Origin of the sequence: Nocardia rhizosphaerihabitans (genome assembly GCF_014646295.1) — a bacterium.
GTDB lineage: Bacteria > Actinomycetota > Actinomycetes > Mycobacteriales > Mycobacteriaceae > Nocardia > Nocardia rhizosphaerihabitans.
In genome coordinates this window covers 739,867-762,416 of the sequence record NZ_BMNE01000003.1, presented here as the reverse complement: position 1 = coordinate 762,416, position 22,550 = coordinate 739,867, and the positions used below count along the sequence as shown (strand labels likewise).

Here is a 22,550-nt window from a genome sequence, read left to right as displayed (position 1 = left end):
CGGGAGACGAATCTCCCGGGGCCACCGCCGTTTCCGTGTCTACTTCACATTGATGACGTGCTCTGCCGGGGTCGCGGCGTACAGCTGCTCGATGTCGGCGGCGTACTTCTTGGCGATCGGGGTCCGCTTGAGCGACATCTTCGGGGTCAGCTCGTCACCGCCCGGCTCCCACAGGGTCTCCACGATGACGAAGCGCTTGATCTGCTCCACCCGCGAGAGCTTGCGGTTGCCCGCGGTCACCGCGGCCTTGACCTCCTCGACGATCTCGGCGCGCCGCGCGAGCTCGGCGTGGGTGGCGTCGGTGGCGCCGAACTCCTTGGCGCGCAATGCCGCGACCTCGGGGTCGAGCATGATCAGCGCGGTGATGTAGGGGCGGGCGTCACCGATGGCGACGGCCTGACCGATCATCGACGACGCCGCCTTCATGGCGTTCTCGATGTTGGAGGGGGCGATGTTCTTGCCCGCCTCGCTGATGATCAGTTCCTTCTTGCGGTCGACGATGCGCAGGTATCCGTCGGCGTCGAGGGTGCCGATGTCACCGGTGTGCAGCCAGCCCGCGTCGTCGATGGCCTCGGCGGTCTTGTCGGGCATGTTGCGGTAGCCGGGGGTGACGATCGGGCCGCGGATGAGCACCTCGCCGTCGGCGTCGAGGCGCAGCTCGACACCGTCCATGACGCGACCGACCGAGCCGGGGCGCGGCTTGTCGATATCGGTGAACGTGCCGACACCGGTGGTCTCGGACATGCCCCACACCTCGCTGACCGCGAACCCGAGGCCCAGGAAGTACTCCAGGGTCTCCGCGGGCACCGGGGCGGCGCCGGATGCGGCGACCTTCAGGTCGCCGAAACCGAGGGCTTCGCGCAGCTTGGACAGCACCAGCGCGTCGGCGACCTTGTGCTGCACGCCGAGCAGAAGCGAGCCGCCCTCACCGGACAGCTTCGCCTTGGCCTGCGCCACGCCCACCCCGATCGCCCAGTTGGCCAGGGCCTTCTTCACCGGGCTCGGTTCGACCGCGAGCTTGTTCTCGATGCCGGCCTTGATCTTCTGCCACACCCGCGGCACACCGAAGAACACGGTGGGACGGGCGTCGGGCAGCGCCGCGGCGATCTCGCGCGGGTCGGTGACCGTGGTGATCTGGATGCCGGTCAGCAGGCTCATCGCGTGCGCGGAGATGCGGTCGGCGACGTGCGCGGCGGGCAGATACGACACGGCACGGTCGTCGAAACCGACCGGCAGCGGACCGGAGACCAGACCGACGACCTGAGCGATCACATTGCTCTGGGTGAGCTCGACACCCTTGGACGGGCCGGTGGTGCCGGAGGTGTAGATCAGGGTGGCCAGATCGCCGGGCTGCACCGCCTGCCACGCGGCGTCGAAGTCGAAGTCGGGCAGCGGATCCGACTCCAGCTGGGCCAGGCCGATGGTGCCCTCGGCGGATCCGTCGACCAGGACGGTGTGCTCGATCTCGGCGCCCGCTTCGCGGATGACGTCGAGGAAGGCCTGCTCGGTGATCACGACCTTGTTGCCCGCGTTGGCGAACACGTGCGCGATCTGCTCGGGGGAGCTGGTGTTGTACACCGAGAACGGGGTCGCGCCCAGATGCAGGGCCGCGGTGTCGATCAGGTTGAACTCGGGGCGGTTGGTGAGCATGATGCCGACCGCGTCGCCGTGGCCGACGCCGAGCTTCGCCAGGCCGGCCGCCAGTGCCCGCACCCGCGTCGCGTATTCCGCCCAGGTGATCTGCTGGGTGCCGCCGACCGTTCGCAAGGCGATCTGGTCGGGCCGCAACGCGGCGGTCTGCTGGAAGGCGGCGGGCACGGTGTGCACCGTGACGCCGGAAGCGTGCGCGAAACCGATGTCTGTCATATCCCTGTTCCCGATATAGGCCGTGCCGGACTCCGAGCCAATGCGAGTGAATCTGTCTCATCGTCTCGAGCGATGGGCGTCAGCAGTGGCGCGGCTCACTTATCGTAACCGGACATACGGGATTGTGGCGGTGGTTACCGTCGACGCGCGAAGAGCCTGCGCCATCCGCGCGGGGTCTGCCCGGCCTGCGGCTGCGGTGCGGCGACAGCGCCTGGGTGTGGCGCCCATGGCGCGAAGTCGCGGGGAATCATGTGCTTGCGCCACCGCACCTTGGCCTCGAGATAGCGCCTGCCACGCTCGGTCTCGAGCCGCACGGCCAGCGGGATCACCTCGACCGCGATCCCCGCCTCGGCCAGCGCGCGCAGTTTGTCGGGATTGTTGGTCAGCAGGCGCACCTGGTGCAGACCGAGGCCGAGCAGTGCCTTGGCAACGAGTTCGTATCGGCGGGTGTCGGGTTCGAGACCGAGCCGGGCGTAGCTCTCGAAGGTGTCGATGTCGTAGCGCTCGCTGGTGCGATAGCCGATGGCCTTCCAGATCAGGCCGGCGCCACGGCCCTCCTGCTCGAGGTAGACCAGCACACCGGCGCCTTCGGCCTGGATCATGTCCATCGACAGTGCCAGCTCGGGGCCGCAGTCGCAGTCGTCGGAGCCGAGGGCATCGCCGTAGAGGCACCGCGAATGGACTCGGACCAGCGGCTTCTCGCCGGGGTCGCCGAACACCAGCACATAGCCGCCGTCGTCCGGGTCGTCGATCGTGTGCACCTGCACCCGCAGCCGGGTGCCGTTGCGGCTGAACTGGTGTTCCGGTCGCAGGTCGTCAACGTCTCGTCCGGTCGCCTCACCCGGCGGGACCTGGACGGGCTCGATGATCGTCAAGCGCTCCTCCGAGACGGTGTCGGCACCGGAAAATCCGCTGCGTGGACGGTGTGGGGGCAAGGCAACGGCGCGACTCTACTCCGGCTGTGATGCCAGGCACATCAACCGGGGGTCACACCGGAGTTACGGGTGACGCCGTCACGCGCGTACAGCTGCATGATCCGGTCGACCTCGGCGACCTGGGGGAAGCCGGCCGACACCGCGCCCAGCTTCTGCGTCGGCAGCATCGCGGCCGTGGCCCACACGAAATCCGCTGCGGTGAGGGCATCTTCGGACTGCACCACCCGGTAGGCGAGGGCGGCCGCGAAGGCCGCGGCAGCACCGACGGCGGCCTTGAGGACCTGGGGAAAGTGGTCGACGACGATGTCGTCGTCGTCGGAGTAGACAGTGCAGCCGAAGCCGTCGACGGCACACACCGCCGACACGCCGAGGCCGCGCAGGCGTCGCGCGGTGTCGGCGGCGGAGTCGGTGTCGACGTCCGGGAGCAGCGCGTCGAGTTCGACGGTGCTGCCGACGAGGTAGTCGACGACGTCGAGGTACAGGTACAAGCCTTGCGGCACGGCGATACTCGGTGCGGCACAGACGATCACCTGTGGGCGCTCCGGGAGATCCCGGACGAACGCGAGGACCTGTTCGATGATCGGCGCCGGCTGCTCGAAGGTGAGCACGACCACCGCCGATCCCGCCAGCGCCGCCCGGACCTCGGGTCGGTCGATGTCGCTGTCGAGCAACTGCACGCGCGAATCGCGGCAGGCGATGAGGCGGACTTCGCCGCTGTGGTTCATGACGACGGCCGTGACCAGGGTCGCCGCGGAGGGCACCACTTTCACCAGCGAACGGTCGACGTCGTAGTCCGCGAGCAGTTCCAGGATGCGCGCACCGTTGGCATCGTCGCCGACGGCCGCGATCAACTGCACGTCGAGCCCGAGCAGGGCGGCGGCGACGGCCCGGTTGAGTCCCTTGCCGCCAGGCAGACCGGCGAAGGTGCCGTCGACGGGGGCTTGCCTGGCCGGGAAGGTGTCGACGCGGTAGAGGTGGTCGATCACGGCATCGCCGATCACGGTGACCGTCCGGCCCGTCGGCAGCGAGGTCGGCGTCACGCGCGACGGTGCAGCGGCCGCTGTCGCCGGATCGGCGGTGAGCAGCCCGGCGAGCGCGGTGAGTGCGGCACGTTCGGCCGTGGTGCGCAGGCGTTTCACCGTCGGCGCCGCCGGAGGGGTGGTGGCACCGACGGCGGTGTGCAGCGCTGTCCAGCGTTGCGCCAGGTACTCGCGACGGGCACCGAGGTTGGCCGCGTACAGCTGGTCGGGGTCGATGTCGCCGTTCGGCGATTCACGAAGCAGACCGAGCGAAAGGGTCGCATCGGCGATGAGACGCTCAGCGGGGGGCAATTGCCGGGTCGTCTCGCGGAGCACCGGCAGGACCGCCTCCTCGCGGGAAACGCCTTCGCGCTGCGCGTAACCGGTCACCACCGGGAGATCGAGAATCGGCGCTGCTCCGATTTCGGTGTGCCGCAGGCGTTCTGCGCTGAGCCCGGAGAACTTGCCCAGCCGCGCGAGAATGCCGCGTACCAGGTCTGTTCGTGCGTCCTGCGGGAGCATCGGCACGCGATCGGCCCTCCATGGTCGTGACGGCGGTGTTTGAGCAGCATCTCGTCGGGCAATTACCAATCTACAACGGCAATTGACCGCACTGAAGGGCAAATGCCACACTGGAATTCCCAGGAACCGGGAGCCCCGAACCGCTCCCCTTCGTGGAATCGGAGTCTCCGATGACCATTCACATCACACCGGACGACATGCGCAGCACCCACAGCCCCGAATACGCGGAGCGGGTGGGGTCGGACCCCGAGGTCTGGCGGTTGAGCTGGTTGCCGGAACGTCGGCTGAGCCGGGACCAGGCCTACGCGGGCATGGAACTCGACGAACTGATCAGCGACCTCACCGCGGCCAACGACCGCCTGGCGCACGCGCAGATCAACGCGCTGGCCGACACCTTGGGGATTGTCTGGGAACAGGCGATCATCCGGCTCTACAAGCGGATGCTCGCTCGTTTCGACGACCCCGACGAGAACGCGCCCCGGCCCCCGCTGACCAGACCGCGCACCACGACGTACCTGTTCGGGCACGGCGGAACGCGGCAGGCCAACTACGGATAGACCCTCAGGCCGACGTCGCGCGGTGCTCGGCGCCGACCGCGTCGGACAGCGAGCGGAAACCGCCCGCGCGCAGGTTGGCGGCGATGCCGCGGTGGATGCGGGTGGTCCAGAAGGGGCCACCGTAGATGAAGCCGGTGTAGCCCTGCAGGAGAGTGGCGCCGGCCAGGATGCGGGCCCACGCCTGCTCGGCGTTCTCGATGCCGCCGACCGAGATCAGGACCAGTTTGTCGCCGACGCGGGCGTAGAGGCGGCGCAGGACTTCCAGAGAGCGTTCGGCGACGGGCGGACCGGACAGGCCGCCGGCGCCCATCGCCTCGACCTCGGCCGCGGGGGTGGCCAGGCCGTCGCGGCGGATGGTGGTGTTGGTGGCGACGATGCCGGCCAGGCCCAGTTCGACGGCGAGGTCGGCGACGGCGTCGATGTCTTCGTCGGACAGGTCGGGGGCGATCTTGACCAGGACCGGGACGGTCACGCTGTCGAGGACGGCCTGCAGGATCGGGCGCAGCGACTCGACGGCCTGCAGGTCACGCAGGCCGGGGGTGTTGGGGGAGGACACGTTCACGACGACGAAATCGGCGAGGGGGCCGAGTAGTCGGGCGCTGGTGGCGTAATCGCCCGCGGCGGCCTCGGGTGGGGTGACCTTGGTCTTGCCGATGTTCGCGCCGATCGGGACGGTCGGATGCGCGTTGTGCAGGCGGGCGGCGGCCGCGGCGGCACCGTGGTTGTTGAAACCCATCCGGTTGATCAGGCCATGGTCGGCGGGCAGCCGGAACAGGCGCGGCGCCGGGTTACCCGGCTGGGCGTGCGCGGTGACGGTGCCGATCTCGGCGAAACCGAAACCGAGCGAGCCCCAGGTGTTCACGCCGTCGGCGTTCTTGTCGAAACCCGCGGCCAGCCCAAGCGGGGCGGGGAAGTCGACACCGAAGGCGGTGGTGGCCAGGATCGGGTCGTCGGCGACGGTCAGCTTGCGCGCCAGCCAGCGGGTCGGCGGGAACCAGGTCGCGAACCGCAGGGCGGCGAAAACCAGGTGATGCACCCGCTCCGGCGGGATCAGGAACATCAGGCGTAGTAACAGGGCGTACATGGGTCGGCTCACAATCCGGGTTCGGGCACAGGCAGGACGGCATTCTTGCGGCGGCGCAACAACACCCGGCGGCTGCCGTCGGTGTAGGCGCGTACCCGCGACAATTCCCAGCCACCGAATTCGGCCTGGATGGCCAGCCGCATCGAGGCGGTGACCCGGGTGACCTCGGGTGGCAGCCGCAGCGGCACGTATTCGTAGTCGTCGTTGCTGGTTTCCCAGCTCGGCGGTACCGCCGAGCGAGAACCGCGAGGCCTGGCCGCCATCACTGCCCTCTCTTCCGCTCGTCCACACCGATCCGCTGCAGACCCTCGCCCGTGGCCGAGGCCACGAACAGGTCGCCGGTGCGTTCGTCGACGGTCACCGCGTCGGGCTGGCGCACGGTCGGGAACCGACCCACCTCGACACCGATCCCGGTCGACAGGTCGTAACCGACGACCTCGTTGCTCTCCGTGCAGGTCACCCAGACCGTGTTCGAGCGCGGATCGTAGGCGAGCGCGTAAGGCGACGATGATACCGGGAAACGCTGGCGCAGCACGAGCGGACCGGCCGAGTAGACCAGCAGTTCGCCGCCCGCGGTGTCGGTGACGATGATCCGCCCTTGCGGGTCGGCGATGGCGTTTGCTGCGCCGTCGCCGGCGCGCAGCATCAGGCCGAGCGCGTCGTCGCGGACGCTGACGACGGCGGTCTGCTTGCGGTCCAGGACGGTGATGTCGGCACCGGTCAGGGCGATCACGTCGGCCGAGACGAGGCCGGTGACGGTGCGGGCGACGCTGCCGTCGGGCCGCAGTTCACGCACCGTGCCGTCGGCGGTGCCGACGATCAGCGTGCCGTCCGTGCGTGTTTGCACACTGTGCACGTCGCCGTCGACGGGAGTCTCTGTCACGGTGCCCGCGGTCACGTCGACCTTCAGCACCCGATCCGGTGCGGCGACGAGTACTTCACCCGGTGTGCCCTGGGCCAATGCCGCGCCCGCGGCGGGCAGGGTGACGGTCCGCGCCGTGGTGGGCGCGGCGGGGTCGAGCAAGGTCAGCGTGGTGCCCGCGGTGTCGAGGGCGGCGAGGCGACCGGTTTCCCGTTCGGCCAGCAGCGCTTTCGTCGGGGTGGCGGGAACGACCTGGCCCGCGGGCGATGTCGCGGTGGCAGGGGAGACGGCCGCGGTGGCCGGATCCCTGGTCGGCACGTCGGGGCCGTCCGCACCGGCACATCCCGTCAGCACCACCAGTGCCGCCGCGCCGAACAGCGCTGAGGCGACCGAGCCGCGAGGGCGCATGCACCGAACTCCTAATCTCACGAGGTGACCGCTGATCACCATCTGACCATGATGACTCACCGGTAGCTCCGACCGGGTGGCGCGCGGCGGGCCTGTCGGTGACGGAGGTTACTGTTGACGTGTCGACTAATTGTTTGCCAGGAAGCGGGAGGGGATCACCGATGACCGACCGGACAACCGCGGGTTTCGGCATCGATGACATCTCCGTCGGCCCCTTCGCCCACGGTTTCGGCACCACCGACGACGGCCGCGCGTTCACCTTCCGCACCCACCGCGCCACCCTCACCGTGCAGATCTACCGCGCCGACCTCGGCGAGACCGTGCCCGGCGCCGACGATGTGGTCGCCACCGCCCAGGCGCAGGTCACCGATATCGACCTCGGTGACGAACGCAGCGTCACCGCCTTCGTGCGCGATCTGCTCCACCACGCGATCCCGGTCCCGGCCGCCGCGCCGAGGGACGCCATGACGGTCCGGAGCATCCTGGGCCGGATCAGTGCCGTGATTGATGGTATGTAGATGGTGATGTCTTCCACACTTTTCGCCAGGGCCGCTGCGGCCACCGCCTGCCTCACGGCCCTCGTCGCCCTCACCGCCTGCGGTGGGACCGACGAGGCCTCGGTCGACGCCGCACGGTCATCGGCCAACGCCTCCCTGTCCTCTTCCATCGCGGTCTCGTCGAGCAAGGCCAATGTGCCGCTGCCGACCGCCGCGGAACTCGACGCGCAGATCAAGCGTGCGCTCGACCCCAACCTGCCCGATGTCGAACGCACCGACCTGATCGAGGACGGCGCCGCGTTCAAGGACGCGATTCCCGACATGTACAAGGCGCTGCGCGACAACCCGCACGCCGTCTACGGCGTCGTCGATCCGGTTTTCGACAACCGTGACGGCACGCTGACCGCCACGATGCGCCTGGACAAGGACGGTTCGGGCACCAACATCCGCACCACCATCGTGCACTTCGTGCTGCTCGACGGGAAGTGGAAGATCTCGCGCACCGATCTGTGCGGCATCCTGCGCTCGGCCGACTATCGCACCGCCGCCTGCGGCTGACGATGCCGGAATCGCGTGCGATGCGGTGGGGCCGGTTCGTCCACCGCCACCGCTACCTCGTGCTCGGGCTCTTCATCCTGACGGTGCTGATCTCGGGCTGGTTCGGCCGGGATCTGGCGGGCCGCTACACCCAGGAGGGCTGGTTCGACGAGTCCAGCCAATCGGTGGCTGCGTCGAAACTGGCCGATGACACCTTCGGCCGCGACACCGACGGCGACCTGATCGTCATCTACACTGCGCCCCCAGGCGCCACCGTCGACAACCCCGCGGTGCGCGGCCCGGTGGTCGCCGCGCTCGCGGACCTGCGCGAGCAATACGGCGAACACATCCACAAGATCGACAGCTACTGGGACAGCCCGTTCTCCGCAGATGCCTCCGATCCGAGTAAGCAGCACGCGTTCGCCAGCATCGGACTGGCAGGCGGTGGCGGAACGGCCACGGTCAACAACTATCTCGCCCTGAAACCGCATCTCAACGCCGGTGTGCCCGGTGGCGGGCCCGGCGGCACCACGGTGCAGCTGGCGGGATTGCAGCCGGTGGTCGAGGGCATCAATATCGGGATGCAGCACGACATCCGGCGCGCGGAGATCATCGCGTTGCCGATCGTGGCGATCCTGCTGTACTTCGTGTTCGGTGGCGTCATCGGCGCGTTGCTGCCGGTGATGATCGGCGGGCTCACCGTCCTCGGCACCTCCGGGATCCTGCGGTTCCTCACCGCGCACATCGAGGTCAATGTCTTCGCCAGTGCGGTGATGACACTGGTCAGCCTCGGTTTGGCGATCGACTACGGACTGTTCACGGTGACCAGATTCCGGGAGGAACTCGCGGCGGGCCGCTGTGTGGAGGACGCCACGGCCCGCACCGTCGCGACGGCGGGCCGCACCGTGTTGTTCTCGGCGGCGATCATCGCGATCAGCCTCGGCGCGCTGTTCATCTTCCCCAACGGGGTGCTGCGCTCGGTGCCCTACGGCGGCATCTCCGCGGTGATGCTCGCCGCGCTGCTGTCGGTGACCGCGCTGCCCGCTGCCCTGAGCATCGCCGGGCACCGCATCGACTGGCTGGGCTGGAAGCGATTCTCGCGCAGCAAGACCGAGGCGGAGATCGACGCGGGATTCTTCTCCCGGCTGGCGCAGTGGGCGATGCGGCGGCCCTGGGCGGTCGTGATCCCCATCGTGCTCGGCCTGCTGGCCTTGAGTATTCCGTTGCGCCACATCGAGTTCGGCGGGATCAGCGAGAAGTACCTGGCGGCGGACAATCCGGCGCGCGTCGCGCAGGAGGACTTCGACCGGCTCTTTCCCGGCTTCCGCACCGAACCGTTGAAGCTGGTCGTGGTCGGCGCCTCACCACAGCAGCTCGGCGACATCCGGTTCGAGGCCAATCAGATTCCGGGCCTGACCGGCCGGTTCGAGCCCGCCGCGCCGACCAAGGACGGGGTCAACGTCCTCTCGGCCGGCCTCGGCGACAAACGCGACGCCGACCGGGTGATCGATACCTTGCGCGATCTGCCCGAACCACCGGGTGTCCAGATCATGGTCGCCGGCATCCCCGCACTGGAACGCGACAGCATCAACGGCCTGATCGACGGGCTCCCGCTGCTGTTGGCGATCCTGATGGCCGCGGCGCTGGCGATGATGGTGATCGCGTTCCGGTCGGTGATCCTGGCGGTGAAGGCCGTCGCGATGAGCGCGCTCAGTCTCGTCTCGACACTCGGCGTGCTGACGTGGATCTTCGTGCAGGGACACGGATCCGATGCCTTCCACTTCACGCCGGGCCCGTTGATGTTCGCGGTGGTTGCCTTGATCGTCACGGTGATCTTCGGGTTGTCCACCGACTACGAGGTGTTCCTGCTGTCCCGGATCGCGGAGAAGCGGGCCTCGGGCGCCGATGCCACCGAGTCCATCCGCTACGGCGTCGCCCACACCGGTGGCGTGATCACCTCGGCCGCAGCCATTCTCATCGTCGTGACGGGCGCATTCGGCTTCTCCGACCTGGTGCTGATGAAGTACATCGCCTACGGCATGATCGTCGCGCTCATCATCGACGCGACGATCATCCGCATGGTGCTCACCCCCGCCCTGCTCAAGATCATCTGGCGGTGAGCGGGGGACTCGGGTCGTCTTGATGATGCCGCCGTCGATCACCAGGTCGGCGCCGACGATATTGGCCGCCTTGCCGGAGGCGAGGAAGGTGATCAGGGCGGCGACTTCCTCGGCTTCGGTGATGCGGCGCGAGGCGATGTCGAACTGGTCGGGCAGGGCGTCGAGGAGCTGCTGGTGGGAAACGCCCTGTGCGGCGGCCAGTTGCGCGCCGATGCGGTGCTCGTCGCGCCAGATCCTGGTGCCCACCGGGCCCGGTGAGACGGTGTTGACCCGGACGCCGCGCGGACCGAATTCCTCGCTGAGTCGCTTGCCGAAGGACGTGAGCGCGGCCTTGGCCTCGCTGTAGCCGACCGGGCCTGACCCGGGGACGTGAGCGTTGATCGAGGAGACGTTGATGACGGTTCCGCGGCGGTCGAGCAGGCTCGGGAGGGCGGCGCGGGTGGTGCGGATCGCGCTGAACAGGTTGAGGTCGAGGTAGTGGCGCCACTGGTCCTCGGTGCTGTCGAGGAATCCGCCCAGGGTGAGCCATTCGGGATCGCCGCCGCCGACATTGTTGACCAGGATGTCGATCCCGCCGAGTTCCTCGAGCGCGGTGTCGATGACCGTTGTCGCGCCCTCGCTGGTGCTGAGATCGGCGGAAACGGTGGCGGCCGAGGCCTTTTCGAGTTCCGGGGTGATGGTGCGGGCGGCGCCGAGGACGCGGACACCTGCCGCGGCGAAGGCTTCGGCGACGGCGAGACCGATGCCGCGAGAGGCGCCGGTGACGACGGCGGTCTTGCCGGTGAGTTCGAGATCCATGGGAATACCTTTCTTGAACTGTAGGTCAAAAATGTGGGCATGCGAAAAGACTGGGTGGTGGAGCGGGGAATCAGAGGACGGTCAGTGCGACGTCGACGAGGCGGTAGAGCTCGGGAGCGTCGTTGGTCTTGGCCATGATGCGCAGGCCGGCGCTGGTCGTGAACAGGAGCGCGGCGATCGCGTGTGGGTCGATGGACGCGTCGACGTCACCGTCGCGGCGGCCCTGATCGATGCGGGCGGCCAGGGCGGCGACGATGCGGTGTTCGATGTCGCGCAAGGTTTTCGTGATCGCGGGGTCCTGGCCGCCGAACTCGGCGGCGGTGTTGACCGCCAGGCAGCCGCGACGGATCGGAGTCGTGAAATCGAGATCGACCGCGGCGCGCAGGTACTCGCGGAGGCACTCGCGGGTGGTGCCCGGGCGGGACATGTAGTCCTGGGCCATGGCGACGCCCTGGTGTCCGTAGCGCTCGAGCGCCTGGTCGAAGAGTGCGCGTTTGCTGCCGAACGTGTTGTACAGGCTGCCTTTTCCGATGCCGGTGGCGTCGGCGAGCTGCGCGGGGGAGGTGTTGGCGTAGCCATGGGACCAGAACTGGTCGACCGCGCGGTCGAGGACCGTGTCGGTGTCGAAGTTGCGGGGCCTGGCCATGATTCGACCCTAGATGTTCTGAACCTCTAGGTCAATAACTAGGGATTGCCGTCAGCCGCGGCCGCGTTCGGGCAGCACGAGCTGCGCTCCCGTGGTCGGGTGGTCGAAGACGTCGACCGGGTGGCGGTAGATCCTGGTGAGCAGGCCGCGAGTGAGAACCTCCCGCGGCGGACCGTCGGCGGCGACCCGGCCGCCGTCGAGGACGGTGACCCGATCGGCGTAGGCGGCGGCCACGCCCAGGTCGTGCACGACGACCACCACGGCGGCACCCTCGGCCGCGCGGGCGGCGGCCAGGCGCAGGACCGCCTCCTGATGGCCGATGTCGAGTGCGGCGGTCGGTTCGTCCAGCAGCAGGGTGGCGGTGTCCTGGGCGAGGACACGGGCCAGGGCGACGCGGGCGCGTTCACCACCGGACAGCGACGGGAACACGCGGCCGGCGAGATGGGTGACGTCGGTGGCGGCCAGGGCGGCGGCGATGAGGTCGTCGTCGTGCTCGGCGGCGGGCGTGTGCAGCCAGGGCGCGCGGCCCATGGCGACGACCTCGCGGGCGGTGAACGGGAACCCGACCGCGTGCGATTGCGGCAGCACCGCACGCCTACGGGCCATGTCGGCGTGGGTCCAGTGCGTGAGAGCCTGACCTTCGAGCTGCACCGTGCCGGTGCTCGGTGCGAGTTCACCGGCGAGAGCGGCGAGCAGACTCGACTTGCCCGCGCCGTTCGGTCCGACGAGGGCGACGATCTCGCCTGCCGCCACCTGGAAGTCGACGTCTTCGAGCACGGTCCGGGCACCGCGCTGGACGGTGAGACCCGCCGCGCGCAAGGTGACGGTGCCCGGTGCGGGCCGCGCCGGGACATCGGGGGTCCGGGCGAACAGGCTGCGCAGCGAACGGCTGCGCCGCAGGGGAGCAGCGGGTGTGTCGGTGCCCGGGCGGAGGTCGGTCATCCCCAGCCTCCCGCCCGCGCCCTGGTGCGGCGCAGCAGCCAGAAGAAGAACGGGCCGCCGATCAGCGAGGTCAGCATGCCCAGCGGCAGGTCGGCGTTCGGCACGAGCGTGCGCGCCACGACGTCGGCGCCGAGCAACACCACCGAACCGACGATCGCGCTCAGTGGGACCAGCACTCGATGACCGGGACCGACGAGCATGCGTACCACGTGCGGCACGATCAGCCCCACGAACAGGATGATGCCGCTGAACGCCACCCCAGCAGCGGTCAGCACGGCCACCACCACGATCACCTGCCTGCGCAGCCGTTCCACGTCGACACCGAGATGCCGGGCCGCGGAGTCACCCAGTGCGAGCAGGTCCAGCCGCGGCGCGATGAGAACGGCGGCGAGCACACCGACCGAGGCCAGCACGGCGACCACCGCCACCGCCTGCCAGGTGGCGCCGTTGAGGCTGCCGAGCTGCCAGAACACGATCTGGTCCCGGGCCGCGGGCGTGGCGACGAACAGCAGCAGCGCGATCAGGCCGCCGGCGAAGGCGTTGATGGCGATGCCGGTGAGGATCAACGTCACGACCTCGGTGCGTCCACCTGAGCGCGACAGCACGTAGACCAGCGCGGTGGTGAGCAGTCCCGCGACGAATGCGGCCGCGGCCACCGACCAGGAGGCGACGAAGGCACCACCGACCACGATGACGGTGCCCGCCCCGACCGCCGCACCCGCGGATACACCGATCACGCCGGGTTCGGCGAGCGGATTGGCGAACACACCCTGCAACAACGCACCCGCTGTCGCGAGCGAAGCTCCGACGAGCACGGCGAGCGCGACGCGCGGGAACCGCACCTCCCACAGCGTCACCTCGCCCGCCGGATGCGCGGGCATCGGCCCGATATCGAGCCCGATCCGGTGCGCGACGCTACCCAGCACCTCGGCCGCGGTGGTCGGCACCTGTCCGAGCACCGCCGACACCAGTGCCAGCACCACGAGGGCGATCAGCGCGACCGCGAACACGACGGTCACCCGGGTGGTCCGGTGACGCAGGTGCGGCAGCGGGTCGGGGGTCGCGTCGTCGATCCGCGGCGCGTCCGCGGATTTCGTCAGATCGGGGGCATCGCTCATGCCGGCTTGCCGTAGACGGCGTCGGACAGCGCGGTGATGACCCGGCCGGTATTGGGGCCGAAGCTGAGCAGCACCGCATCGGACATGTCCACGACCCGGTGATTGCGCCCGGCGGGGGTTTGAGCGATACCGGGGATCTTTACGAGCCCGTCGATCCCGCCGACCGACTTCAGCCCGTCCGACATCACCAGCAGCACGTCGGGCGCGGCGGCGATCATCGCCTCGCTGGTGATCGCGGTGAACGGTTCGCTCACCCCGGCGGCGGTGCCCGCGTCGACGCCGCCGATCGCGGTGATCAGCGAATCGGCGCCCGAACCAGGGCCCGCGATCATGGTGATCGCGGTGCTGCGCAGGTACAGGAACGCGATCTTCGGCTGCGGATCCTGTTTCGGCACGCGGGCGGTGGCGGCGGCGATCTCGTCGCGGGTGCGCTGCCCGAGCTGTGCGCCTGCCTCCGGGACGCCGAGCGCGGTGGCGACGGCCTCGATCTGCGGCACGACACCGTCCATGGTGCGGTCCGGATCGAAGTAGACGACGTTCACGCCTGCCGCGCGCAGCTGATCGCGGACCGCGGGCGCGGCGCTGGTGGTGTCGGTCAGGAACACCGACGGGCGCAGCGCCAGGACGGCTTCGACGCTGAGGGCGCCGTTGCCGCCCGCCACATTCGGCACGTCGGCGACGGCGGGGAAGGAGGCGGAGGTGCTGCGGCCGACGAGGTTCGCGCCGAGACCGAGGGCGTACACGGTCTGGGCCAGGGTGCCGTAGCGGTCGACGGCGATGATCCGTGACGCGTCGGTGACGGTCACCTCGGTGCCGTCGAAGGAGCGAGCGGTCGCGGGCAGGCGCGGCGTCGGCGGTGCGCCGATCGGGACCGGGTCCAGGTCGGCCAGCTGCGCCGTCGCGGGCCCGCCGGAAACGGCAGTCGATGCAGGATTGCTTCCGGTGCAGGCGACGGCGCCCGTCAGCACCGTCGCCGCGAGCATCGCCGTCAGCAGACCACGCAGTTTCATGCAGGTAAGGCTAGCCATCATTCGGAACGAGCGCTCACATCGTCCAGAGCTGCCGCGATCGCGCGCGGCAACTCGAGGGTTTCGGCGGCCAGCACTCCGGTGAGCTGGCCGATGTCACGGGCACCCACGATCATGCTCGCGATGCCGGGCCGGTCTCTGATCCAGGCCAGCGCCACCGCCAGCGGCGAGGTGCCGAGGCCGTCGGCCGCGGTGACCAGCGCGTCCACCACGCGGGTTGCGCGTTCGTCGTCGAGCCTGCGCCGGATCTCGGCGGCCGTCGCCTCGTCGGCCCCGCGCGAATCCGCGGGCACCCCGTCGCGGTACTTGCCGGTGAGGATGCCGCCCGCCAGCGGCGCGGAGGCGACGATGCCGACCCCGTGGTGGCGGGCGGCCGGGATCACATCGTTCTCGGTGCCGCGCGCGAGCAGCGAGTACGGGGTCTGCGCGGCCGTGATCGGCGCGATCGCGGCGAGGCTGGCCAGCTGCCAGGCCGCGAACCCGCGCACACCCGCGTACCGGGTGCGGCCGGTGCGGACCGCGGTCTCCAAGGTCGCCGCAACCTCGTCGAGCGGGGTGTAGGGGTCCCAGGCCGCGATGCTCCAGATGTCGAGATGATCGGTGCCCAGTTCGAGCAGCGTCCGGTCCAGTTGGGCGAGCAGCGTGCGCCGCGACGCGTCGACCACCGGGCCCGTCGCCGCCGGCGCAGGCACACTGCCACCGACCCCGGCGCCGGGCGCGTGCAGGACCACCCCCGCGCTGCCGCTGAGCACCAGATCGTCACGGGAGACCAGATCGCCGAGCAGATCGGCCAGGATCCGCTGCGCCGTGCCCTCGCCGTAGACGGGGGAGATGTCGACGAGCGTGCCACCGGCCTCGGTGAACGCCGCCAACTGCACCGATGCCTCGTCGGCGTCGGTATGGGTACCCCAGGTATGGGTCGCCAGGCCGATCCGCGACACCCGAAGGCCGCTGCGTCCCACCGTTCGCTGTTCCATCACCGCGCCCGCGTTTTCGTCACGGCGCCCAGCCTAATGGGCGCACCGTGTGGTCCCTCGCCGACGACCCGCGGCGAGGGCCGCGCGAACCGATCGGCCGGTGGGCGGGCGACGTCACCGCGGCGCGACAGGTAGGGTCGCTGCGAGGTCGCGGCCCTTCCAGGGCGCTCGATGTAGCAAAAGCCCAGGAGGATGCGATCTTTCGGGCGCGAGGTAGCAGGAGGCACGGTGGGCGAGTCGATGACCTGGTTTCAGGCATTGATACTCGGGCTCGTACAGGGACTGACGGAGTTCCTGCCGATCTCCTCCTCGGGGCATCTGCGCATCGTGTCGGAGGTGTTCTTCGGTAGCGACGCCGGCGCGTCGTTCACCGCCGTCACCCAGCTCGGCACCGAGGCCGCGGTGCTGGTGTATTTCGCCAAGGACATTCAGCGCATCGTCGTGGCGTGGTTCACCACGCTGGCTATGCGCTGGCGGGAACGCTCGCAGCAGTCGGTCGCCGTCGGTGACCGGGTCACCACCAAGCTGCCGGTGATGGACCGCAGCGCCCGCGAGGCCCACGAACGCGACACCCAGCGCGAGCTCGACTACCGCATCGGCTGGTACGTGATCATCGCCACCATTCCGATCGGCGTGCTCGGCTTCCTGTTCAAGGACGAGATCCGCACCGGTGCCCGCAACCTGTGGCTGGTGTCGTTCATGCTGGTCGCGTTCGCGTTGGTGATCGCCGCCGGTGAGCACTTCGGTAGGAAGACCCGCTCGATCGAGCAGCTCACCACCCGCGACGGCCTCGTCATGGGCCTCGCGCAGTGCCTGGCGTTGGTCCCGGGCGTGTCCCGCTCCGGCGCGACCTCGACCGCCGGCCTGTTCCTGGGTCTCGAGCGGGAGGCGGCGGTGCGTTTCTCGTTCCTGCTGGCCATCCCCGCGGTGACCGCCTCCGGGCTGTTCAGCCTTCCTGACGCCTTCGAACCGGCCGGTGAGGGCCTCAACGCCAGCGGCCCGCAGTTGCTGGTCGCCACCGTCCTGGCCTTCGCCGTCGGCTATGCCTCGGTCGCCTGGCTGCTGAAGTTCGTCAGCAAGCATTCGCTGTACTGGTTCGTCGGCTATCGCATCATCGTCGGCCTGCTGGTGATGGGCTTGCTCGCCACCGGCGTCGTCTCGGCGACCTGAGCACGCGGCAGGCGATGGTTAGGCTGGTCCCATGACGGTGATCCTGCTCCGGCACGGAGTGTCCACCTCCAACATCGGTTACACCCTGGCCGGGCGCAGTCCCGGTGTCGAGCTCACCGAGCGCGGTACCGAGCAGGCCGCCGCGGTCGCCGACCGGCTCGCGACGCTGCCGATCGAACACATCGCCAGCTCACCGCTGCTGCGCTGCCAGCGCACCGTCGCACCGCTGGCCGAGAAACTCGGCCTCGAACCCGAGCACGACGAACGGCTCATCGAGGTCGACTACGGCGACTGGACCGGCCGCCCCCTGTCCGAACTGGTCACCGAACCGCTGTGGAAGGTCGTGCAGCGGCACGCCTCCGGCGCGGTGTTCCCCGCCGGGGAAGGCCTGGCCCAGGTCCAGCAGCGTGCGGTCGCCGCGATCCGCGACACCGAACGCCGGCTGTCCGAGCAGGCGGGTCGTGACGTGTTGTGGGTGGCCTGCGCGCACGGCGACATCATCAAATCGATCCTGGCCGACGCGCTCGGCCTGCATCTGGACAGTTTCCAGCGGATCGCGGTCGAACCCGCCTCGATCAGCGTCGTGCGCTACAGCCCGACCGGGCCGTCGGTGTGGAAGTTCAACGACACCGGCGCCGACCTGTCCGCGCTCGCCGGCGCGGCGGCTCCCGCTCCCGGCGGGGAGGTGCCCACTGGCACCGGCGCGGATAATGGGAATGCGGGACACCGCGATTCTCCTTGACGGGAATGTGTTCGTGAGTGTCGATCAGGGTCACGTATCAGGAGGTGCATGTGTCACGCGCAATCCATGTATTCCGCACCCCCGATCGTTTCGTCGCCGGGACCGTCGGTGAACCAGGCGATCGTTCGTTCTACCTGCAGGCCGTACAGGAACCGCGCGTGGTCAGCGTGCTGCTGGAGAAGCAACAGGTGAAGGTGCTCGCCGACCGGATGGGCCTGCTGCTCGACGAGGTGGCGCGCCGCTTCGGCGCCGAGGTGCCGCCCGAGGGCGAGGACGTCCGCGATGTCGCGCCGCTGGTGACGCCCATCGACACCGAATTCCGGGTCGGCACCATGGGTCTGGGCTGGGACGCCGACGCGGGTGCTGTCGTGGTGGAACTGCTGGCGATCACCGAGACCGAGGTCGACGAATCGGTGGTGCTCGACGACACCGACGAAGGCCCCGACGCCGTGCGGGTGTTCCTCACCCCCATCCAGGCTCGCGAGTTCGCCCTGCGCTCGGCGCGGGTCATCGCCGCGGGCCGTCCGCCGTGCCCGCTGTGCGGCGAACCGCTGTCCTCGCGCGGGCACATGTGCGTGCGCACCAACGGTTACAAGCGCGGCGAGATCTTCGGCGCGGCCGAGCTCGACGAGGAGTGATCCGGTGGCGGCACTCACCGAAGGCGAACTGGACATCGTCGGCCGGGTCGGCGTCGCCAGCAATCTGACGCTGGTGTGTGAGATCGCCGCACCCGAACCCGACGGTGCCCCGCTGCGGGTGGTGTACAAGCCGGTGCGCGGCGAGCGGCCGCTGTGGGATTTCCCCGACGGCACGCTCGCCGGTCGTGAGGTGGCGTCGTATCTGATCTCCGAACACCTCGGGTGGGGTGTCATCCCCGAGACGGTGTTGCGGGACGGGCCGTTCGGGACCGGCATGGTGCAGCGCTGGGTGACCTCGGTCGATCACCACAGCGCGTCGAGCAGCAGGCGCCTGGACCTGGTCGACCTGTGCAGGCCGGGCACGGTGCCCGACGGCTTCTGCGAGGTGCTGCGCGCCCTCGACGGTGAGGGCAACGAGGTCTCGCTGATCCACGCCGATGATCCACGCCTGCAACGGATGGCGGTTCTGGATCTGCTGCTCAACAACGCCGACCGCAAGGGCGGGCACGCGCTGGAAGGCGTCGACGGTCAGGTGTACGGCGTCGACCACGGCATCTGCCTGCACAGCGAACCGAAACTGCGCACGGTGCTGTGGGGTTGGGCCGGACGGCCCATCCACGAATCACTGATCGCCGACATCACCGCGTTCGCCGCGCAACTGCCCGGCCCCGTGGCCGATTCGCTGGCCGAGCACATCACCGACGCCGAGATCACCGCGCTGGCCGAACGCACGAAGGCGCTGCTCGATCATCCGGTGATGCCGGTCCCGAATTCCTCGCGCCCGATTCCCTGGCCCGCGTTCTGATTCCGGCGACGATTCTCGCCCACCGATGCGCTGACGTCGGGTACTGTGAGGCTGCTTTTCCGGGTCGGGGCCGGTGCTAGTGTGCTCCAAGCACTTTCGTCTTACAAGATCAGAGGAAATCTATGTCGTCGACCCGCTCGATCGTCACCAGCTCCGCCGCCGCGCTGCTGCTCACCGGTGCTGTCGCCGCTGTCGCCGCGCCCGCGCAGGCGTTCCCCAGCGGCTGGTGGTCCGAGAAGACCTTCGTCTGCACCGCCACCGACCGCAACACCGGTGCGCCGCTGCCCGAGGTCACCGTGCAGGCCGCCGATCAGGTCGGCGCCGCCTACTACGCCCTGCCGCAGTTCGGCCCGGAGGCCGACACCCTGAACGTGCAGTGCTACGCCCAGGCGTGATCACCCGGTGAGTTCGGTGTCGCCGCACCCGACACTCGGCGACACCGAACGCATCATCGTCGCTCCGGTCAGCCGGAGTACGCGCCGAGGAACTCCCTGATCGTCGCGGTCTGGCCGAACACGCCGTGGCCGACATCGGGCAGCAGGCGCACCTCGCCCCGCGTGAATCCGCCGCGGGCACGTTCGGCCGTGCGTGCCGAATCGAACAGCACGTCGCGATCGCCGGCGATCACCAGCACCGGAATGTTCACCGTGCGCAGTCGCTCGTCGGCGAAGATAGGCAGACGCCCGGTGCGCGGCTTGAAGTGGGCGAAGATCAGCTCGACATCGTCGAGGATCGGGCCGGCCGTCTCGTCGTCGAGACCGAGCACAGTCCGTGCGGAATCGCGCACACTGCCACGGCCGACCAGACCCAGCAGCATGCCCTTCACCAGCCACCCGAATCGCTGACCACCGAGCCCGCCCGGGCACAACAGCACCAGCGCGGTGACGCGGCCCGGCCTGCGCAGCACATAGTCGAGCGCGGTCCAGCCGCCGAGTGACATGCCGGCGAGGGCGATCGTGTCGAGTCCGAGGCCGTCCATGACCTCGTCGAGCCAGCTCGCGGTCGCGTCGCTGTCCAGCGGCAGCCGGGTCGGCGCAGAGAACCCGGGCTCGCCGGGCAGGTCGACGGCGTACACGCGGTACCGCGACGCCCAGCCGGCGACGTCACCGCGCCAGGCCGTGGTGTTGGCACCCGAGCCGTGCAGCAGAACCAGCGGCGGCGCGTCCACGGGTCCGGAGGCGACGACGAACGTCTCACCGACGCCGGTATCGATGCGCAGTTCCTCGCGCGGTACCGGCCAGGCGTCGAGGTGTTCGCGGTAGCGCTGTTCGACGACTCGCCGGCCTTCGGCGGACTTGTAGATGCCGGTCATGAGGTGAGGACTCCGTCCATGTAGTCGAGCAGCCGGGCGGTGTCGGTGATACCGCCGAGCAGGATGACCTTGAGGCGCGATCGCCCCGGGTCGTAGCTGGTTTCCACGCGCAGTGGCGTGCCGCCCGGGCCTCGGGTGGCTGCCGTGGCGGTGAGCAGTGTGGTGATCCGGTCCGCGGTGGCGCGGTCGACGGCGTCGACCTCGACGATGCAGGAGGCCTCGGCGTGTCTGCCGGTCGCGTCCGGCGTCCACGGTGCGGTGATCGGCAGGCCGGTGAACGCCTCGAGGTCGTCGTGGGCGATCCGGTACTGCTTGCCGATGCGGGCCGCGGGCAGTTTGCCGTCGCGGACATAGCTGCGCACGGTGCGGACATGCAGGCCGAGCAAGTCGGCGACCTGCTCCACCGAATAGAAGCGATCCGTCATGAAGCTACCCTAAACGAATGTATCTATAGGGAGCAATAGGGAAGTTTAGGGACTTGTGGCATGTGACAATGCTCGCCACGCCCGCCCTGTCGGCAACCATCGGCCCAGGTCGCGGGCGCAGGTGCCGACGATCCGCCCCACCAGGTCCGTGACCTGCGGATCTGCCTGAGTACAACCCTTGACGGGAACACCGGAACACGTTTGTGTGCAGGTAGCGGGCGGCGCGAGCTACGCCACGAGCAACCGCCTGACCGGGCCGCGGACCAGTCGCCTCGACGGGGGCTCTACCCTCGAATCATGCAGTCCTGGTCCGATATCGCCCTACCGACCGTCCCCGGAGCAGGGCCGCCGTTGCGGTTGTACGACACCGCCGATCGCCAGGTCCGCCCGGTCACCCCCGGCGCGACCGCGAAGATGTACGTCTGCGGCATCACTCCCTACGACGCCACCCACCTCGGTCACGCCGCCACCTACCTGACGTTCGACCTGATCAACCGGCTGTGGCGCGACGCGGGCCACGACGTGCACTACGTGCAGAACGTCACCGACGTCGACGACCCGCTGTTCGAACGCGCCGCCCGCGACGGCGTCGACTGGCGTGACCTCGGCACCTCCGAGATCGAGCTGTTCCGCGAGGACATGACCGCCCTGCAGGTGCTCCCGCCGCGCGACTACATCGGCGCGATCGAGTCGGTCGAGGAGGTGGTGGAGCTGGTGCAGAAGCTGGTCGCGGCCGGCGTCGCCTACCAGGTCGACGATGCCGAGTTCCCCGACATCTACTTCCGGACCGACGCGACCGAGCAGTTCGGCTACGAGTCCGGCTACGACCGCGCCACCATGGAGAAGCTGTTCGCCGAGCGCGGCGGCGACCCCGACCGTGCGGGTAAGCGCGACACCATCGACGCACTGCTGTGGCGGGCCGAGCGCCCGGATGAACCGTCCTGGCAGGCGCCGTTCGGTGCGGGCCGTCCCGGCTGGCACATCGAGTGTGCGGCGATCGCGCTCAACCGGATCGGCACCGAGTTCGACGTCCAGGGCGGCGGTTCGGATCTGATCTATCCGCACCACGAATACTCCGCCGCGCACGCCGAGGCGATCACCGGCACCCGCCGCTTCGCCCGCCACTACGTGCACGCCGGGCTGATCGGTCTCGACGGCGAGAAGATGTCGAAGTCCAAGGGCAACCTGGTGCTGGTGTCGAAGCTGCGCCGCTCGGGCGTCGACCCGGCCGCGATCCGGCTCGGCCTGCTCGCCGGGCACTACCGCCAGGACCGCATGTGGACCGACGAGGTGCTCACCGACGCCCAGACCCGCCTGGCCCGCTGGCGTGACGCTGCCGCCCTGACCAGCGGCCCGTCGGCCGCCGACACCGTCGTCCGGCTGCGTCAGCACCTGGCCGACGACCTGGACACCCCGAAGGCGCTCGACGCCATCGACAACTGGGCGACGCAGGCGCTGACCTACGGCGGCGCCGATCCCGCGGCTCCCGCGCTGGTGCGTGACGCGGTGGACGCGCTGCTGGGCGTCACCCTCTGACGGGTC

Annotated in this window: 23 protein-coding genes and 1 pseudogene; 10 read left to right on the top strand and 14 right to left on the bottom strand. The window is 69.5% G+C overall.

Annotated elements, in window-relative coordinates; all coding sequences use genetic code 11:
• Positions 1 to 39: 39 nt before the first annotated feature.
• The 3 genes from IEY60_RS16300 to IEY60_RS16290 all read right to left on the bottom strand — a co-directional run bounded on the left by IEY60_RS16300 (position 40) and on the right by IEY60_RS16290 (position 4,342).
• A complete protein-coding gene (locus tag IEY60_RS16300; protein WP_189028882.1) occupies positions 40 to 1,866 on the bottom strand; it encodes an AMP-dependent synthetase/ligase in 1,827 nt (608 codons plus the stop codon).
• Positions 1,867 to 2,000: 134 nt separating this feature from the next.
• Positions 2,001 to 2,741, bottom strand: a complete 741-nt coding sequence (locus IEY60_RS16295; RefSeq protein ID WP_189028880.1) for a GTP cyclohydrolase II — start codon at positions 2,739 to 2,741, stop codon at positions 2,001 to 2,003.
• Between the two features lie 101 nt (positions 2,742 to 2,842).
• Positions 2,843 to 4,342, bottom strand: coding sequence for a PfkB family carbohydrate kinase (locus IEY60_RS16290; RefSeq protein WP_189029459.1), 1,500 nt, complete (start codon positions 4,340 to 4,342; stop codon positions 2,843 to 2,845).
• 170 nt (positions 4,343 to 4,512) lie between these two features.
• On the opposite strand from IEY60_RS16290, the gene IEY60_RS16285 reads away from it, so the two are divergent.
• Positions 4,513 to 4,899 carry a hypothetical protein gene (locus IEY60_RS16285; RefSeq protein ID WP_189028878.1) on the top strand — a complete coding sequence of 129 codons (387 nt, stop codon included), beginning with the start codon at positions 4,513 to 4,515 and terminating at the stop codon, positions 4,897 to 4,899.
• Positions 4,900 to 4,903: 4 nt separating this feature from the next.
• On the opposite strand, the gene IEY60_RS16280 is transcribed toward IEY60_RS16285, so the two are convergent.
• Genes IEY60_RS16280 through IEY60_RS16270 form a run of 3 tightly spaced genes read right to left on the bottom strand, consistent with a single transcriptional unit; the run spans position 4,904 to position 7,253 of the window.
• Positions 4,904 to 5,983, bottom strand: a complete 1,080-nt coding sequence (locus IEY60_RS16280; protein ID WP_189028875.1) for a quinone-dependent dihydroorotate dehydrogenase — start codon at positions 5,981 to 5,983, stop codon at positions 4,904 to 4,906.
• Between the two features lie 8 nt (positions 5,984 to 5,991).
• Positions 5,992 to 6,246: a DUF5703 family protein gene (locus tag IEY60_RS16275; protein ID WP_189028874.1), complete on the bottom strand. Its 255-nt coding sequence runs from the start codon at positions 6,244 to 6,246 to the stop codon at positions 5,992 to 5,994.
• On the bottom strand, positions 6,246 to 7,253 hold the full coding sequence (locus IEY60_RS16270) for an NHL repeat-containing protein (RefSeq protein ID WP_189028872.1): 1,008 nt from the start codon (positions 7,251 to 7,253) through the stop codon (positions 6,246 to 6,248). Before IEY60_RS16270 ends, IEY60_RS16275 begins: the two co-directional genes overlap by 1 nt.
• A 161-nt stretch (positions 7,254 to 7,414) precedes the next feature.
• Here IEY60_RS16270 and IEY60_RS16265 point away from each other — a divergent pair, with 161 nt between their 5' ends.
• From IEY60_RS16265 to IEY60_RS16255, 3 genes are read left to right on the top strand one after another with little or no spacing between them, the layout of a single operon-like run.
• Positions 7,415 to 7,771: a hypothetical protein gene (locus IEY60_RS16265; protein WP_189028870.1), complete on the top strand. Its 357-nt coding sequence runs from the start codon at positions 7,415 to 7,417 to the stop codon at positions 7,769 to 7,771.
• A 6-nt stretch (positions 7,772 to 7,777) separates the two neighbouring features.
• Positions 7,778 to 8,308 carry a WKL family lipoprotein gene (locus tag IEY60_RS16260; protein ID WP_229739879.1) on the top strand — a complete coding sequence of 177 codons (531 nt, stop codon included), beginning with the start codon at positions 7,778 to 7,780 and terminating at the stop codon, positions 8,306 to 8,308.
• 2 nt (positions 8,309 to 8,310) lie between these two features.
• On the top strand, positions 8,311 to 10,407 hold the full coding sequence (locus IEY60_RS16255; protein WP_189028866.1) for an MMPL family transporter: 2,097 nt from the start codon (positions 8,311 to 8,313) through the stop codon (positions 10,405 to 10,407).
• Between the two features lie 75 nt (positions 10,408 to 10,482).
• On the opposite strand, the pseudogene IEY60_RS16250 reads toward IEY60_RS16255, so the two are convergent.
• From IEY60_RS16250 to IEY60_RS16225, 6 genes and pseudogenes are all read right to left on the bottom strand, one after another.
• Positions 10,483 to 11,205: pseudogene (locus tag IEY60_RS16250) on the bottom strand (SDR family NAD(P)-dependent oxidoreductase); the annotation flags it as partial.
• Between the two features lie 70 nt (positions 11,206 to 11,275).
• On the bottom strand, positions 11,276 to 11,851 hold the full coding sequence (locus tag IEY60_RS16245) for a TetR/AcrR family transcriptional regulator (protein WP_189028864.1): 576 nt from the start codon (positions 11,849 to 11,851) through the stop codon (positions 11,276 to 11,278).
• Positions 11,852 to 11,902: 51 nt separating this feature from the next.
• Complete coding sequence (locus IEY60_RS16240) at positions 11,903 to 12,793, bottom strand: heme ABC transporter ATP-binding protein (protein WP_189028862.1); 891 nt, start codon at positions 12,791 to 12,793, stop codon at positions 11,903 to 11,905.
• Positions 12,790 to 13,911, bottom strand: a complete 1,122-nt coding sequence (locus IEY60_RS16235; protein ID WP_229739878.1) for a FecCD family ABC transporter permease — start codon at positions 13,909 to 13,911, stop codon at positions 12,790 to 12,792. Before IEY60_RS16235 ends, IEY60_RS16240 begins: the two co-directional genes overlap by 4 nt.
• Entirely contained in the window at positions 13,908 to 14,921 is a 1,014-nt protein-coding gene (locus IEY60_RS16230) for a heme/hemin ABC transporter substrate-binding protein (RefSeq protein ID WP_189028860.1), read from the bottom strand. The genes IEY60_RS16235 and IEY60_RS16230 overlap by 4 nt, the downstream gene beginning before the upstream one ends.
• A gap of 17 nt (positions 14,922 to 14,938) precedes the next feature.
• Positions 14,939 to 15,916, bottom strand: coding sequence for an aldo/keto reductase (locus tag IEY60_RS16225; RefSeq protein WP_189028857.1), 978 nt, complete (start codon positions 15,914 to 15,916; stop codon positions 14,939 to 14,941).
• A gap of 240 nt (positions 15,917 to 16,156) precedes the next feature.
• Here IEY60_RS16225 and IEY60_RS16220 point away from each other — a divergent pair, with 240 nt between their 5' ends.
• The 5 genes from IEY60_RS16220 to IEY60_RS16200 all read left to right on the top strand — a co-directional run bounded on the left by IEY60_RS16220 (position 16,157) and on the right by IEY60_RS16200 (position 19,666).
• Complete coding sequence (locus IEY60_RS16220; RefSeq protein WP_189029455.1) at positions 16,157 to 17,086, top strand: undecaprenyl-diphosphate phosphatase; 930 nt, start codon at positions 16,157 to 16,159, stop codon at positions 17,084 to 17,086.
• A 31-nt stretch (positions 17,087 to 17,117) separates the two neighbouring features.
• Positions 17,118 to 17,828, top strand: a complete 711-nt coding sequence (locus IEY60_RS16215) for a histidine phosphatase family protein (RefSeq protein ID WP_189028855.1) — start codon at positions 17,118 to 17,120, stop codon at positions 17,826 to 17,828.
• A gap of 50 nt (positions 17,829 to 17,878) precedes the next feature.
• Positions 17,879 to 18,466 (top strand): DUF3090 domain-containing protein, encoded by a 588-nt coding sequence (locus IEY60_RS16210; RefSeq protein ID WP_189028853.1) that lies wholly within the window; start codon positions 17,879 to 17,881, stop codon positions 18,464 to 18,466.
• Positions 18,467 to 18,470: 4 nt separating this feature from the next.
• On the top strand, positions 18,471 to 19,271 hold the full coding sequence (locus IEY60_RS16205; RefSeq protein WP_189028851.1) for an SCO1664 family protein: 801 nt from the start codon (positions 18,471 to 18,473) through the stop codon (positions 19,269 to 19,271).
• A 122-nt stretch (positions 19,272 to 19,393) separates the two neighbouring features.
• Complete coding sequence (locus tag IEY60_RS16200; RefSeq protein ID WP_189028849.1) at positions 19,394 to 19,666, top strand: hypothetical protein; 273 nt, start codon at positions 19,394 to 19,396, stop codon at positions 19,664 to 19,666.
• A gap of 68 nt (positions 19,667 to 19,734) precedes the next feature.
• Here the strand turns inward: IEY60_RS16200 and IEY60_RS16195 are convergent, their stop codons facing one another.
• Positions 19,735 to 20,583: an alpha/beta fold hydrolase gene (locus tag IEY60_RS16195; protein WP_189028847.1), complete on the bottom strand. Its 849-nt coding sequence runs from the start codon at positions 20,581 to 20,583 to the stop codon at positions 19,735 to 19,737.
• Positions 20,580 to 21,008, bottom strand: a complete 429-nt coding sequence (locus IEY60_RS16190) for a helix-turn-helix domain-containing protein (protein WP_189028845.1) — start codon at positions 21,006 to 21,008, stop codon at positions 20,580 to 20,582. Before IEY60_RS16190 ends, IEY60_RS16195 begins: the two co-directional genes overlap by 4 nt.
• A 297-nt stretch (positions 21,009 to 21,305) precedes the next feature.
• On the opposite strand from IEY60_RS16190, the gene mshC reads away from it, so the two are divergent.
• A complete protein-coding gene (mshC, locus tag IEY60_RS16185) occupies positions 21,306 to 22,544 on the top strand; it encodes a cysteine--1-D-myo-inosityl 2-amino-2-deoxy-alpha-D-glucopyranoside ligase (protein ID WP_189028843.1) in 1,239 nt (412 codons plus the stop codon).
• Positions 22,545 to 22,550 lie beyond the last annotated feature (6 nt).

Bases quoted from the DNA above. Each gene is read 5' to 3' on its own strand.
- IEY60_RS16300 (WP_189028882.1), bottom strand. From the start codon at position 1,866: ATGACAGACATCGGTTTCGCGCACGCTTCCGGCGTCACGGTGCACACC.
- IEY60_RS16290 (WP_189029459.1), bottom strand. From the start codon at position 4,342: ATGCTCCCGCAGGACGCACGAACAGACCTGGTACGCGGCATTCTCGCG.
- IEY60_RS16285 (WP_189028878.1), top strand. From the start codon at position 4,513: ATGACCATTCACATCACACCGGACGACATGCGCAGCACCCACAGCCCC.
- IEY60_RS16280 (WP_189028875.1), bottom strand. From the start codon at position 5,983: ATGTACGCCCTGTTACTACGCCTGATGTTCCTGATCCCGCCGGAGCGG.
- IEY60_RS16275 (WP_189028874.1), bottom strand. From the start codon at position 6,246: ATGGCGGCCAGGCCTCGCGGTTCTCGCTCGGCGGTACCGCCGAGCTGG.
- IEY60_RS16270 (WP_189028872.1), bottom strand. From the start codon at position 7,253: ATGCGCCCTCGCGGCTCGGTCGCCTCAGCGCTGTTCGGCGCGGCGGCA.
- IEY60_RS16265 (WP_189028870.1), top strand. From the start codon at position 7,415: ATGACCGACCGGACAACCGCGGGTTTCGGCATCGATGACATCTCCGTC.
- IEY60_RS16260 (WP_229739879.1), top strand. From the start codon at position 7,778: ATGTCTTCCACACTTTTCGCCAGGGCCGCTGCGGCCACCGCCTGCCTC.
- IEY60_RS16255 (WP_189028866.1), top strand. From the start codon at position 8,311: ATGCCGGAATCGCGTGCGATGCGGTGGGGCCGGTTCGTCCACCGCCAC.
- IEY60_RS16245 (WP_189028864.1), bottom strand. From the start codon at position 11,851: ATGGCCAGGCCCCGCAACTTCGACACCGACACGGTCCTCGACCGCGCG.
- IEY60_RS16240 (WP_189028862.1), bottom strand. From the start codon at position 12,793: ATGACCGACCTCCGCCCGGGCACCGACACACCCGCTGCTCCCCTGCGG.
- IEY60_RS16235 (WP_229739878.1), bottom strand. From the start codon at position 13,911: ATGAGCGATGCCCCCGATCTGACGAAATCCGCGGACGCGCCGCGGATC.
- IEY60_RS16230 (WP_189028860.1), bottom strand. From the start codon at position 14,921: ATGAAACTGCGTGGTCTGCTGACGGCGATGCTCGCGGCGACGGTGCTG.
- IEY60_RS16225 (WP_189028857.1), bottom strand. From the start codon at position 15,916: ATGGAACAGCGAACGGTGGGACGCAGCGGCCTTCGGGTGTCGCGGATC.
- IEY60_RS16220 (WP_189029455.1), top strand. From the start codon at position 16,157: ATGACCTGGTTTCAGGCATTGATACTCGGGCTCGTACAGGGACTGACG.
- IEY60_RS16215 (WP_189028855.1), top strand. From the start codon at position 17,118: ATGACGGTGATCCTGCTCCGGCACGGAGTGTCCACCTCCAACATCGGT.
- IEY60_RS16200 (WP_189028849.1), top strand. From the start codon at position 19,394: ATGTCGTCGACCCGCTCGATCGTCACCAGCTCCGCCGCCGCGCTGCTG.
- IEY60_RS16195 (WP_189028847.1), bottom strand. From the start codon at position 20,583: ATGACCGGCATCTACAAGTCCGCCGAAGGCCGGCGAGTCGTCGAACAG.
- IEY60_RS16190 (WP_189028845.1), bottom strand. From the start codon at position 21,008: ATGACGGATCGCTTCTATTCGGTGGAGCAGGTCGCCGACTTGCTCGGC.
- mshC (WP_189028843.1), top strand. From the start codon at position 21,306: ATGCAGTCCTGGTCCGATATCGCCCTACCGACCGTCCCCGGAGCAGGG.